Origin of the sequence: Aliiroseovarius sp. PTFE2010 (genome assembly GCF_049943335.1) — a bacterium.
In the GTDB taxonomy this organism is placed as follows: domain Bacteria; phylum Pseudomonadota; class Alphaproteobacteria; order Rhodobacterales; family Rhodobacteraceae; genus JBNFVY01.
The window spans coordinates 600591-612976 of the sequence record NZ_JBNFVY010000001.1 but is presented as its reverse complement, the minus strand read 5'-3'; the positions used below and the strand labels follow the sequence as shown (position 1 = coordinate 612976).

Below are 12386 nucleotides of genomic sequence, written 5' to 3'. Positions count from 1 at the left end.
TTACTGTCCCTTTCCGTTGAAGACGGTGTCGGTGTGGGCCCGGTCGCCATTTGTCAGATCCTCGATCCAGAAGCGGAACTCGCTGCGTTCGTCCTGCGCGGGCACCGAGCCCGGCGCCGCGATCACATAGACACGCTGAATGGCCATGCTATCTGCCGGAACGGTCACGCTTTCGTCAAGGGATCCTTCCAACCGCAGCTCCAGCGCCGGATCCCCGGTGAGCGATACAAGGAAAGGCCGGGCCTCGCCGTGCTTGTTGCGGATGCGCATGTCATATGTGTTGCGAATCGACCCGTCAGACATGGTCACATAGACCGGGTTGCGCACCGGCGCGACCGACACTTCAATGTCCGAGCGGATGAACAGCGCGAACAGCAGCCCCAGCCCCACGATCGACCACAGCGCCGTATAGACCAGCGTGCGGACACGGAAGATGTGTTGCCAGATGGGGCGCGGTTCGTGACCTTCGCGCTCGCGGATTTCGTCCGTCAGGGCCATATAGTCGATCAGGCCGCGCGGTTTGCCGATTTTATCCATCACGTCGTCACAGGCGTCGATGCAAAGCGCGCAAGTGATGCATTCCATCTGCTGGCCGTTGCGGATGTCGATTCCCATCGGGCAGACATTCACGCAGGCCATGCAGTCGATGCAATCGCCCTGGTTCGGGTCAAGCTGACCCTTGCGCAATTTGCCGCGTGGCTCACCCCGCCATTCGCGGTAGCCCACGGTCATTGTGTCTTCGTCCATCATGGCGGCCTGAATGCGCGGCCACGGGCACATGTAGACGCACACCTGTTCGCGCGCGAACCCCCCGAACAGCATCGTGGTCAGCGTCAACACCAGCACAGTCGTATAGGCTACCGGATGGGCCTGGCCGGTCAAAAGGTCGCCAAGAAGCGTTGGCGCATCGGTAAAATAGAACACCCACGCGCCACCCGTCGCCACGGCGATCAGTGCCCAGGCGATGTACTTTGTGATACGCAGGCGCAGCTTGCGCAGATCCCATTTTTTTTGTCGCCACAGACGAAGGCGCGCGTTGCGGTCGCCTTCGATCCAACGCTCGACCAGAATGAACAAATCGGTCCAGACGGTTTGCGGGCAGGCATAGCCACACCAGACCCGGCCCAGGGCCGAGGTGAACAGGAACAGCCCCAAACCGGCCATGATCAACAGGCCCGCCACAAAATAAAACTCGTGCGGCCAGATCTCGATCCAGAAGAAAAAGAACCGGCGGCCGGCCATATCGACCAACACCGCTTGGTCGGGCAATTCGGGGCCCCGGTCCCACCGGATCCATGGCGTGAGGTAGTAAACCCCCAGCGTCAGGATCATGATGATCCATTTGAGATTGCGGAATTTGCCTTTGACCCGGCGTGGAAACACCGGTTCGCGGGCAGCATAAAGCTGTTCTGGGGATTGGGTTGAGCTCACTGGAGCATCTTTCCTGTTTCTGTTCGCGAATACCTTATGGCAAGTCGGGCGCATTTGCACTTTGACATGCATCAACAAATTCCGCCGCACTCACGCGGCCGTGATTTCGGGTCGCATCCAGCGAGCAAAGCCGCATTGCGGGGCGCCCACCGGGGGTCAGCGCGCTGAGAGCGCGGGGAAGAGATTACCAATCCATATGAACGTTCAGATTGCAGTACCGGAACTTTGCTGGCGTGCAAAATCCGCCAATCCCTGTGACGGCCGGTTTATCGCAGCGCACGTTTGACCGGTCGCCGGATGTTTCGCGTCTTCTGTCCGCGACACCGCACGCCCAGACAGGGGTTGCGCCACTATCCGCCCCATCTGATGGGGTTTGACACCGTCCGCCCTATCGGTCCGGCGTCAATCAAGCGATCTGCTGAAAAGCGCATGGGCGCAACGTTTGCGTTGCGCCCATATCGGTTTAGCGGCACCGACCCTGTCAGAAACGCGCGAACAGGATCAAGGGTCGGTGCCTGACCGGGTCACCCCGGTGTCTGCTTATTCGCCGCCGCCCAACTGGTGGACGTAGAGCGCCACCGCGTTCACATCGGCATCGTCCAGACGAAGGCCCCAAGCGGGCATCACGCCGAACCGCGCATTGACCACGCTATCAGTGATGGCTTCTTGCGAGCCGCCATAAAGCCAGATGGCATCCGTCAGGTTTGGGGCCCCTTGGCTGGGATCACCCGCGCCGTCTTCCATGTGGCATACGGCACAGTTTTCTTCGAAGACGACCGCGCCGGCACTGGCCAGCGATGCATCGTGGTCTTGGCCGGACAGGGCCAGAACATGCTGCACCACCTCTTCGATCTGTTGGGGTTCCAACAACTCATCAGCGCCAAATCTGGGCATTTCCGAATAATGCGCGTCAAAGTCGTCTTCGTTGCGAATGCCGTGGGCAATCGTATAGCGGATATCTTCGAGCGCGCCGCCCCAGAGCCAGTCATCATCCAGCAGGTTGGGATACCCCACCGCACCGGCCGCGCCCGAGCCATGACACTGCGAGCAATTGGTACGGAACACGGCTGCGCCGGCATTGCGCGCGAAATCATAGAGCGGCGTTCCGGGGGTAACGGTCGTCAGGTCGGCAGAGGCCAGCTGCGTTTCGATTTTCGCATTGGCGTCGGAAAAGGTCTGGATGTCCTTGGCCACCTCTTCGCGGGTCGAATAGCCCAGCAGCCCCTGCGTGGCACCCTTGATCCCTGGCCAGGCCGGATAGGCGATCGTGTAACCGATCCCCCAGATGATCGTGGCGTAGAACGTCCACAGCCACCACCGCGGCAGCGGGTTGTTGTATTCTTCGATCCCGTCCCAGCTATGGCCGGTCGTTTCAACTTGAGACTCTTTGTCGTTGCGTGTCATGGCCGCGCCTCCTGTTCATCGGCGGGTTTGTCTTCATGCCGGAAGGGAATGCCTGCCGTATCGCGATGGGTCGCCCGGCTACCGGGGCGGAAAGCCCAGATGACGACACCCAGGAAAAAGGCGAACATGGCCAGCAGAACCCAGCTGTCGGCGATTTCGCGAAGAATGTGATAATTCATCGGTTCCCTCCCCTAGCGCGCCGGATCCGGCTCGAAGGTCGAGAAATCGACCAACGTGCCCAGCATCTGCATATAAGCGATGATCGCATCCATTTCGGAAATCCCCGGAGCGCCATCAAAGTTGCGTACCTGTGCACCCGGATACCGTTCCAGCAGCCCGTCATAATCGCTGTCAGGGTCGGCTTGCGCCAGAAAATCCTGCCGGGCCGCTTCGATCATCTCATCGTCGTAGGGCACACCCACAAACCTGTGCGTGTTCATCAGGTCAGTGATGTAGGTCGGCTCGATCATGCGGGTTGCCAGATACCCGTATTTGGGCATCACCGATTCCGGCACCACCGACTGGGGGTCAGTCAGGTGATCTACGTGCCATTCGTCCGAATAGCGCCCCCCGACCCGCGCGAGGTCAGGCCCCGTGCGTTTTGACCCCCACTGGAACGGGTGGTCGTACTGGCTTTCAGCCGCAAGGCTGTAATGCCCGTAACGCTCTACCTCGTCGCGCATCGGGCGGATCATCTGGCTGTGGCAGACATAGCAGCCTTCGCGCACGTAGATGTCACGACCGGTCAATTCCAGCGGCGAATAGGGCCGCACGCCTTCGACATCCTCAATCGTGTTTTCGATCCAGAAAAGTGGCGCGATTTCCACGATGCCGCCGATACTGACCACCAGAAGCGAGCCGACCAAAAGCGCGGTCGCGTTGGTTTCCAGGAACTTATGCTTATCAAGAATCCCCATTTGTCCGGGCCTCCTTATTCAGCCGGGACCATGGCGGGTTCGGCTGCTTTCACAGGCGAACGACGCACGGTCATCCAGAGGTTGTAAGCCATGATGAGCGCACCGGTGAGATACATGACCCCGCCCAGACCGCGCACCACATACATCGGGAACTTGGCCGACACGGTGTCTGCAAAGGTGTTCACGAGGAACCCGTTGGCATCTACTTCGCGCCACATCAGGCCTTCCATGATCCCCGTCACCCACATCGACGCGGCGTACAGAACGATGCCGATCGTAGCGAGCCAGAAGTGCCAGCTGACCATCGCCAGGCTATACAGCCGTTCGCGGTTCCAAAGTCTGGGCACCAGGAAGTAGAGCGCGCCAAAGGTGATCATGCCGTTCCAACCCAGAGCACCCGAGTGCACGTGACCAATGGTCCAGTCGGTGTAATGGCTCAGAGAATTCACCGCCTTGATCGACATCATCGGACCTTCAAAGGTGGACATGCCGTAAAAGCCGATCGAAATGACCATCATGCGGATGACCGGATCGGTGCGCAGCTTGTCCCAAGCGCCCGACAGCGTCATCAGACCGTTGATCATGCCACCCCAGCTGGGCATCCACAAAACGATCGAAAACACCATGCCAAGGGTCGATGCCCAGTCCGGCAACGCGGTGTAATGCAGGTGGTGCGGACCGGCCCAGATATAGATGAAGATCAGCGCCCAGAAGTGGATGATCGACAGCTTGTATGAATAGATCGGGCGTTCAGCCTGCTTGGGCACGAAATAATACATCATGCCCAGGAAGCCCGCCGTCAGGAAAAAGCCCACCGCGTTGTGGCCGTACCACCACTGCGTCATGGCATCCTGCACCCCGGAGAAGACCTGGACAGATTTCGACCCGAAGATCGACACCGGGATCGACAGGTTGTTGACGATATGCAGCATCGCGATGGTAACGATGAAGCTCAGGTAGAACCAGTTCGCCACATAAATGTGCTTTTCCTTGCGCGTCATGATCGTGCCAAGGAAAGCGACCAGGTAGGCGACCCAAACGATCGTCAGCCACAGATCGACGTACCATTCCGGCTCGGCGTATTCTTTCGACTGGGTTGCGCCCAGCAGGTAACCGGTCGCTGCCAGAACGATGAACAGGTTATAGCCCCAGAACACGAACCAGCCCAGGTTTCCGCCCCATAGGCGCGCCGCGCTGGTGCGTTGGACGACATAAAAGGATGTGGCGATCAACGCGTTTCCGCCGAATGCGAAAATCACCGCTGATGTGTGCAGCGGGCGCAGGCGGCCGAAATTTCCATACCCTTGAAGGAACTCGAAATTCAGCGCCGGAAAGGCCAGCTGAAAGGCGATGAGGGTGCCGACCAAAAAGCCCACGAGCCCCCACATGACCGTCGCGACAACACCGTAGCGCACGACACCGTCCAAATAACCGGTGTCCACGACTGGTTTTCGCGGCTCGTCCGTATTTCGCAACGTCCAGATAAACATCCCGCCGGCCACAGCAAGGATGATGATGGCGTGCACCTGATATGCCAGGTCACGGCCATAGTTGGCGGCAATCGCAGCCAGGATCGCAATGACCCCCAGCACCACCAGTTTCAGATAATTCCACATATTTGCGTCCCTTCGCTCTATCGTCCACGGGCAAACAGATATCCCCGCGTTGACCCGGTTCGACAGAATTGTATCTGACCCGATTGCTTCAAACCGGCCTTGATCTGCATCAATAAAAACAGATGCATCGCAATGGCGCATCCTTTTTGATCCGGATCAATGTGCGTCGTGCGGGACTGCGGCACGATGTCATCAGATTTGAACCGCCTAGGGAGATGCGGCCATGGCCTATAAATCGATCACAACGGTCGTCACCGATTTCGGCGCCGACAAGGGTGCGCTCGTTGCTGCCGAAGATCTTGCACGGGCGCACGAAGGACATTTGGACATCATTTGCTTGGGTCTCGACCGGACCCAGCCCGGCTTTTATTATGCAGGTACGAACGCGATGATCGTGCAGTCGAACCTGGAGCAAGCCAAGGCAGACGCACAGGAAATCGAATCCGCTGTCACGGACTATCTGCGCGCCTCGGACGTTACATGGGCGACAGAACCGATGGCCACCCAGATGGTGGGGCTGACCCCTTTCCTGGCCCATCAGACACGGTTTTCTGACTTGGTTGTCCTGCCGCGGCCCTATGGCGAGGGGCGCTCGAACGAGCATGAAGAGATCCTTGAATCCACCTTGTTCAATGCCCACGCCCCGGTAGTTGTGGTTCCAGACGACGCCAAACTGCCGCCGTCCCCCAAACGGATCGTGATCGGCTGGAACGAGAGCAGCGAAGCCCTGCGGGCCGTTCGCGCAGCCATGCCGCTGCTGAAGGCCGCCGATCTGGTGGATATCGTGATCATCGACCCGCCGACCCACGGACCTGACCGCAGCGATCCGGGCGGCGCGCTCAGCCAGAAACTGGCGCGACACGGCGTGAACTGCGAAGTCTCGGTGCTGGCCAAGACGATGCCGCGAACCTCAGATACGCTGATGCGTCATGTCGCCGACAAAAACGCCGATATCGTCGTCATGGGCGCGTATGGTCATTCGCGGTTCCGCGAATCCATTCTGGGCGGTGCAACGCGTGACATGCTGACCGCGGCGCCGGTTCCGGTTCTGATGACACATTGATCCTGCCCCGCCCCCGGGCTCTTGGGCCTGTGGGCGGGAAAACCGCACATCGTGCGTTCTGACGGTTTAGAAAAAGCCCCCGTCGGCATCGTCCCCGGATTCGACGATCAAAGCGTCGATATCGGGAATGACCACGCGCCGTTTGCCTTCCAGTTCAATGACACCTTCGCGTTTGAGCGCCGAAACCTGCCGCGACACGGTTTCCAGCGTCAGCCCAAGATAATCGGCCATCGCCTCGCGCGTCAGTGGCAGATCGAAAACCGCGCCCGAGCCCAGTTTGACCATGTTCAGCGACGCCTCGCGCCGCGCGATGATCGTCAGAAGCGACGCGATTTTTTCGCGGGCTGTCTTGCGCCCCAGGATCAGCAACCACTCGCGCGCGGCGTCCAGTTCATCCAAGGTCATTTCCAGCAAACGTTCAGTGATGTGCGGAGCGCGGTGCATCACGTCTTCAAAGCCTTTCCGGCGGAAACAACACAGGGTGATGTTCGATACGGCCGTCACATCATATGCAGCCGCTTCGCGCCCCGGTCGACCGATGAAATCGGACGGCAACAGCAAGCCCACCATCTGTGTGCGCCCGTCCTCCATGGTTTGGCTGAGCGTGGCAACACCCGTCACGACCGAGGCCACGAAATCCATGTGATCGCCCGACCAAATGATCGGCTGACCCGCTTCGTAACTCCGGTAATACTTTACGCTGTCGAGCATCTCCAACTCGGACTCGTCGCATCTGGCGCAGACCGCACGATGCCGAATGGGGCAAGTTCCGCAATCGCGGCTGTCAAAAGTCAGATCGTTCATGAATGTGCGCTCCCACCGACTTGATCTGCGTCAAGGACCGGGTTTCTTTATCCAATCAAAAGTAGCCGGATGGAAGCATATGCGCAACTCAAAGCATTGGGGCTGTTTGACGCCCGTGTGCCCCGCTACACGTCCTATCCAACGGCCCCGCATTTCAAGACGGGTGCGTTCAGTGCGCAAACCGCCAGCTGGATCGCGGCGCTGAAGCCGGGCGAAGAAATCTCGCTCTATCTGCACATACCGTTTTGTCGCAGGTTATGCTGGTTTTGCGCATGCCGCACGCAAGGCACCAGCACCCTGTCGCCGGTCGCAGCCTATCTGGACACGCTGAAAAAAGAGATCGTCCACCTTGGGACTTTGCTGCCCGATGGGGTGGTATTGGGCAACTTGCATTGGGGCGGGGGCACGCCAACCCTGCTGGAACCGGACATGATGGCCGATTTGGCCGCGGCGATCTTCGACATCGCCCCGATGGCGCCGGACGGCGAATTTTCGGTCGAAATCGACCCGAACGAACTGGACGATTCGCGTCTGGATGCGCTGGCCGCAGCCGGGATGAACCGCGCTTCGATCGGGGTGCAGGATTTTGACCCCGCAATCCAGGAAACGATCGGGCGCGTGCAAAGCTACGACGTGACCAAAGCGGCCGTTGATGGGCTGCGCGCACGCGGGATCAATTCCCTGAACGCGGACATCCTGTATGGCCTGCCCCATCAAACGCCTGAAAAAATTGCCACGTCGGTGCAGCAACTTTTGTCACTTAATCCCGATCGTGTGGCGTTGTTCGGCTACGCCCATGTGCCGTGGATGGCCCGGCGCCAGAGCATGATCCCGACCGACGCCTTGCCCACCCCGCAAGAGCGCCTGGCGCTGTTCGATGATGCGCGCGCGCTGTTTGTCTCGGACGGCTATGATGAAATCGGCATCGACCATTTTGCCCGCCCGAATGACAGTCTTGCCGTCGCTCAGAAAGCGGGCCGCCTACGCAGGAACTTTCAAGGCTATACTGACGACCGGTGCGACACATTGATCGGGTTGGGGGCTTCGGCGATCTCGCGGTATCGGCAGGGCTACGCGCAGAACGCGCCGGCCACATCGGCCTATCAAGAGGCGGTGCGATCGGGGAAGTTGGCGACATCCAAGGCACATGTTTTTTGCCATGACGATGCCCTGCGCGGGCGGATCATCGAAGCCCTTATGTGCGATTTCGAAGTGAGGTTTGACGACCTGAATGCCCGGTTCGATCTGTCGCGCGATGCGTTTCTGGAATTTGGTCAAGGCGTGGCGGCTGCCTTTCCGGACATGGTGGCGACCGATTCTGAGCGAATCGCGATCCTGGATATCGGCAAGCCCCTGACCCGCATGATTGCGCGTCATTTCGATGCCTACCAAATGAACGAAGGCTCTCATTCAATCGCAGTTTAGGGCGCTCTGCCTGCGCGCCAGCTGTGGGCACCTACCGGGGTTTTGCGCCGAAAAAGGCGGGCCGCGCACACTGGTCACGCTGCGGCTTGCGCGCTAAAGGATGGGCAAGAGGAGACCACCATGCCCAACCCGCTTTACGATGCCCTTTTTGCCCCACATGAAAGCAGCCACACGCCGTTCTTGCATCTGACCAACGGCACAAGCCTGAGCCACGCGGAATTCATCGGGATGGCCGCTGCAATGGCCCATGCACTGCGCGCCGCCGGATTGACCGTTGGCGACCGCCTTGCCGTGCAGATCGAAAAGTCGCCCGAAGCGCTGGCCATCTATGCCGCTTGCGTGCAGGCAGGGGTGATTTTCCTGCCCCTGAACACGGCCTATACCCCGTCCGAGGTCGCGTATTTCGTGGAAAACTCGGGCGCGGGGCTGGTCTTGTGCGACCCGTCGAAAGAGGCCGCACTGGCCCCGATCGCGGCAGATTGCGGCGCGCTTTTGATGACCCTCGGCGCATCGGGGGATGGCAGTTTTGCTGATCTGGCCGCAACTCAACCCACACGATTTGATCCGGTCGATCGCGACGACGATGATCTGGCCGCGTTCTTGTACACATCGGGCACAACGGGCCGGTCAAAGGGCGCAATGCTGAGCCATCGCAACCTGTTGTCGAACGCGCAGGTCTTGCGCGATTACTGGCGTTTCACTGGCGACGATGTCCTGCTGCACGTCTTGCCGATCTATCACACGCACGGGCTGTTCGTGGGCACCAACATCTGCCTTTTGACAGGGGCTGCCATGATCTTTCTGCCCAAGTTCGATCTGGACACCGTGATTGATGCCCTGCCCCATGCCACCACGATGATGGGTGTGCCCACATTTTACACCCGCCTTCTGGGCGATGATCGGTTCAACAAGGACTTGGTTGGCCATTTCCGTCTTTTCATCTCGGGCAGCGCCCCTTTGCTGGCCGAAACCCACGAGGCTTTCGAAGCCCGCACCGGGCACCGTATCCTGGAACGCTACGGGATGACGGAAACCAATATGAACACCTCGAACCCCTACGAGGGTGAGCGGCGCGCCGGCACTGTTGGTCTTCCCCTGCCTGGCACCGAAGTGAAAGTGTGCGATCCCCAAGGCAACGAAGTGCCACGCGGTGACATTGGTATCCTGGAAGTTCGCGGCGACAACGTGTTCCAAGGGTATTGGCAGATGCCCGAAAAAACCCGCGAAGAACTGCGCAAGAATGGGTTTTTCATAACCGGCGACATGGCTGTGCAGGGCGAAGATGACTATATCACCATCGTAGGGCGCGCCAAGGATCTGATCATCTCTGGGGGGTTCAACATCTATCCCAAGGAAATCGAAGAGGTTCTGGATGCCCAGCCCGGCGTCTTGGAAAGCGCGGTGATCGGCGCACCCCACCCGGACTTCGGCGAAGGCGTGGTCGCCGTGCTTGTGGCCCAGCCCGGAGCGACGCTGGATGAAGCCAGGATCATGGACGCGGCGGCGGCGCAGCTGGCAAAGTTCAAGCTGCCCAAGGCCATCGTCGTTCGGCCCGAACTGCCCCGCAATACGATGGGAAAAGTTCAAAAGGCCGCGCTGCGGACGGCCTACGCCGATCTGCTGTCCGGCTGATTATTTCCAGTCAAAGAACCCGTCACCGGCGCGCGCCAGCAATGTATGCGCAAGTTCGCGGCCCATGCGCGCGCCATCTGCGATCGGGCCGCTGATTTCATCCGCCAGGGCTTCGGACCCGTCGGTGCGCAGGATTTCCCCGCGCAAGCGCAGGTTGCCTGCGTCTCGTTCGGCCAGACCGGCAATCGGGGTCTCGCACGATCCATCGAGTGCTGCCAGAAACGCGCGTTCGGCCGCCAGCCTTTCACCGGTTTGGATGTCGTGAATCGCAGCCAGCATTTCGCCTGCGACACTGTCATCGCCGCGCCGTTCGATCCCGATGGCACCCTGCGCGACGGCAGGCAGCATGTCATCCGGGTCGATCGGGCTGTGGGGCACCTCGCCCAGCATGTCCAACCGCGTGATCCCGGCCATGGCAAGGAACGTCGCCTGCGCCACCCCGTCCGCCAGCTTTTTCAGCCGCGTCTGAACGTTGCCGCGAAATTCCACAACCTGCAGATCCGGGCGGCGGTTCAGAAGTTGCGCCTTGCGCCGCAGCGACGACGTGCCGACCACCGCGCCCTCGGCCAGATCAGCCAGCAGGCCACCATCGAGCGAAATGAACGCATCGCGCGGGTTTTCGCGCGGCAGGTAACAGTCCAGCACCAAACCGCCGGGCTGTTCCACCGGCATGTCTTTCATCGAATGGACGGCAATGTCGATCTCGCCGCCCATCATTGCGTCTTCGATCTCTTTCGTGAACAGGCCTTTGCCGCCGATCTCTTTGAGCGGGCGGTCGATGACCCGATCCCCGGTCGTGCGAATCACGACGATCTGGAACGCTTCGAACGGCAGGTCAAAAGCAGTGGCCAGGCGGTCGCGCGTTTCGTTGGCCTGGGCCAAGGCGAGTAGCGATCCACGGGTGCCGATTTTCAGCGGCGAGGCGGGGGTGGGCAGTGTCAGCGTCATGCCCCCCGCTTACCCGCGACACGACGGCCCGACAAGGGGGATACGCTTGACAATCCATCGCGCGCACCCGACCAAGGCCGCAACCAAAGGGGGAAGAGCATCATGACCCAGAAAACGATCCTTCGGGCCCTGGCGGGTGAAACGCTGCCGACCCCGCCGGTATGGATGATGCGACAGGCCGGGCGGTACCTGCCCGAATATCGCGCGACACGGGCGCAGGCCGGCGATTTCCTGTCGCTCTGTTACAACCCGGACCTGGCGGCTGAGGTCACCTTGCAACCGATCCGCCGCTATGGGTTTGATGCGGCGATCCTGTTTGCCGACATCCTTCTGGTCCCCCAGGCACTGGGCGCCGATCTGTGGTTCGTGACCGGAGAAGGCCCGCGCCTGTCGACGATCACCGAGCAACGTGATTTCGACCGCCTGAAAGGCAAGCACGACATCCACGAGACGCTCAACCCGATTTACGAAACCGTGCGCATCTTGTCGCGCGACCTTCCGTCCGACACCACCTTGATCGGTTTTGCCGGGGCGCCCTGGACCGTTGCGACCTATATGATTGCCGGGCGCGGCACGCCTGATCAGGGCCCGGCCCATGCGCTCAAAGACGGCAACCGCGCGCTTTTTGAAGCATTGCTGGACCGGATCACCGAGGCGACGATCGAATACCTGGACATGCAGGTGCAGGCCGGGGCCGAGGTGGTCAAGATTTTCGACAGTTGGGCCGGGTCGCTAAACAGCGCGGATTTTGCCAAATACGCCATCGCGCCGACCAAACGTATCATTTCCGAATTGCGCGCGCGCCATCCCGATCTGCCGACCATCGCCTTTCCACGTCAGGCCAATGACGGCTACATAGGGTTTCACGCTGCGACCGGTGCGACCTGTGTTGCCATCGACAATTCCGTCAGCCCCGAATGGGCCGCGCAGAAGGTTCAGGTGGACGGCTGCGTGCAAGGCAACCTTGATCCAAAGCACATGGTCACGGGCGGCGCTGCGCTGCGCGAAGCAACGCAGCACATCGTGCGCGCCTTCGCCAATGGGCCGCATATTTTCAACCTTGGCCATGGCATCACGCCCGATGCCGACCCAGACAATGTGCACATCATGCTGGAAGCCATTCGGGGTTGATTGTCGCGCACGCCG

General features: G+C 60.3%; 11 protein-coding genes. 4 read left to right on the top strand and 7 right to left on the bottom strand.

What is annotated here, in order from left to right; genetic code table 11:
- The 5 genes from ccoG to ccoN all read right to left on the bottom strand — a co-directional run bounded on the left by ccoG (position 1) and on the right by ccoN (position 5368).
- A complete protein-coding gene (gene ccoG / locus ACP2AV_RS02980; RefSeq protein WP_426371352.1) occupies positions 1-1485 on the bottom strand; it encodes a cytochrome c oxidase accessory protein CcoG in 1485 nt (494 codons plus the stop codon).
- A gap of 486 nt (positions 1486-1971) precedes the next feature.
- Complete coding sequence (gene ccoP / locus ACP2AV_RS02975) at positions 1972-2835, bottom strand: cytochrome-c oxidase, cbb3-type subunit III (protein ID WP_426371165.1); 864 nt, start codon at positions 2833-2835, stop codon at positions 1972-1974.
- Complete coding sequence (locus tag ACP2AV_RS02970) at positions 2832-3014, bottom strand: cbb3-type cytochrome oxidase subunit 3 (RefSeq protein ID WP_426371164.1); 183 nt, start codon at positions 3012-3014, stop codon at positions 2832-2834. The genes ccoP and ACP2AV_RS02970 overlap by 4 nt, the downstream gene beginning before the upstream one ends.
- 12 nt (positions 3015-3026) lie before the next feature.
- Positions 3027-3752, bottom strand: a complete 726-nt coding sequence (gene ccoO, locus ACP2AV_RS02965) for a cytochrome-c oxidase, cbb3-type subunit II (RefSeq protein ID WP_426371163.1) — start codon at positions 3750-3752, stop codon at positions 3027-3029.
- 14 nt (positions 3753-3766) lie between these two features.
- Positions 3767-5368 carry a cytochrome-c oxidase, cbb3-type subunit I gene (gene ccoN / locus ACP2AV_RS02960; RefSeq protein ID WP_426371162.1) on the bottom strand — a complete coding sequence of 534 codons (1602 nt, stop codon included), beginning with the start codon at positions 5366-5368 and terminating at the stop codon, positions 3767-3769.
- Between the two features lie 223 nt (positions 5369-5591).
- Here ccoN and ACP2AV_RS02955 point away from each other — a divergent pair, with 223 nt between their 5' ends.
- On the top strand, positions 5592-6431 hold the full coding sequence (locus ACP2AV_RS02955) for a universal stress protein (RefSeq protein WP_426371161.1): 840 nt from the start codon (positions 5592-5594) through the stop codon (positions 6429-6431).
- A gap of 66 nt (positions 6432-6497) precedes the next feature.
- Here the strand turns inward: ACP2AV_RS02955 and fnrL are convergent, their stop codons facing one another.
- Positions 6498-7235: a transcriptional regulator FnrL gene (gene fnrL / locus ACP2AV_RS02950; protein ID WP_426371160.1), complete on the bottom strand. Its 738-nt coding sequence runs from the start codon at positions 7233-7235 to the stop codon at positions 6498-6500.
- A gap of 69 nt (positions 7236-7304) precedes the next feature.
- On the opposite strand from fnrL, the gene hemN reads away from it, so the two are divergent.
- Positions 7305-8660, top strand: coding sequence for an oxygen-independent coproporphyrinogen III oxidase (gene hemN / locus ACP2AV_RS02945; RefSeq protein WP_426371159.1), 1356 nt, complete (start codon positions 7305-7307; stop codon positions 8658-8660).
- Between the two features lie 120 nt (positions 8661-8780).
- Positions 8781-10292, top strand: a complete 1512-nt coding sequence (locus tag ACP2AV_RS02940) for a malonate--CoA ligase (protein WP_426371158.1) — start codon at positions 8781-8783, stop codon at positions 10290-10292.
- On the opposite strand, the gene hemC is transcribed toward ACP2AV_RS02940, so the two are convergent.
- Positions 10293-11240 carry a hydroxymethylbilane synthase gene (gene hemC, locus ACP2AV_RS02935; RefSeq protein ID WP_426371157.1) on the bottom strand — a complete coding sequence of 316 codons (948 nt, stop codon included), beginning with the start codon at positions 11238-11240 and terminating at the stop codon, positions 10293-10295.
- 99 nt (positions 11241-11339) lie between these two features.
- Here hemC and hemE point away from each other — a divergent pair, with 99 nt between their 5' ends.
- Positions 11340-12371 (top strand): uroporphyrinogen decarboxylase, encoded by a 1032-nt coding sequence (gene hemE, locus ACP2AV_RS02930; RefSeq protein ID WP_426371351.1) that lies wholly within the window; start codon positions 11340-11342, stop codon positions 12369-12371.
- Positions 12372-12386 lie beyond the last annotated feature (15 nt).

What these genes read in the sequence shown, in the direction of transcription:
- ccoG (WP_426371352.1), bottom strand. Translation starts at nt 1,485, where the DNA reads ATGCGCCCGACTTGCCATAAGGTATTCGCGAACAGAAACAGGAAAGAT.
- ccoP (WP_426371165.1), bottom strand. Translation starts at nt 2,835, where the DNA reads ATGACACGCAACGACAAAGAGTCTCAAGTTGAAACGACCGGCCATAGC.
- ACP2AV_RS02970 (WP_426371164.1), bottom strand. Translation starts at nt 3,014, where the DNA reads ATGAATTATCACATTCTTCGCGAAATCGCCGACAGCTGGGTTCTGCTG.
- ccoO (WP_426371163.1), bottom strand. Translation starts at nt 3,752, where the DNA reads ATGGGGATTCTTGATAAGCATAAGTTCCTGGAAACCAACGCGACCGCG.
- ccoN (WP_426371162.1), bottom strand. Translation starts at nt 5,368, where the DNA reads ATGTGGAATTATCTGAAACTGGTGGTGCTGGGGGTCATTGCGATCCTG.
- ACP2AV_RS02955 (WP_426371161.1), top strand. Translation starts at nt 5,592, where the DNA reads ATGGCCTATAAATCGATCACAACGGTCGTCACCGATTTCGGCGCCGAC.
- fnrL (WP_426371160.1), bottom strand. Translation starts at nt 7,235, where the DNA reads ATGAACGATCTGACTTTTGACAGCCGCGATTGCGGAACTTGCCCCATT.
- hemN (WP_426371159.1), top strand. Translation starts at nt 7,305, where the DNA reads ATGGAAGCATATGCGCAACTCAAAGCATTGGGGCTGTTTGACGCCCGT.
- ACP2AV_RS02940 (WP_426371158.1), top strand. Translation starts at nt 8,781, where the DNA reads ATGCCCAACCCGCTTTACGATGCCCTTTTTGCCCCACATGAAAGCAGC.
- hemC (WP_426371157.1), bottom strand. Translation starts at nt 11,240, where the DNA reads ATGACGCTGACACTGCCCACCCCCGCCTCGCCGCTGAAAATCGGCACC.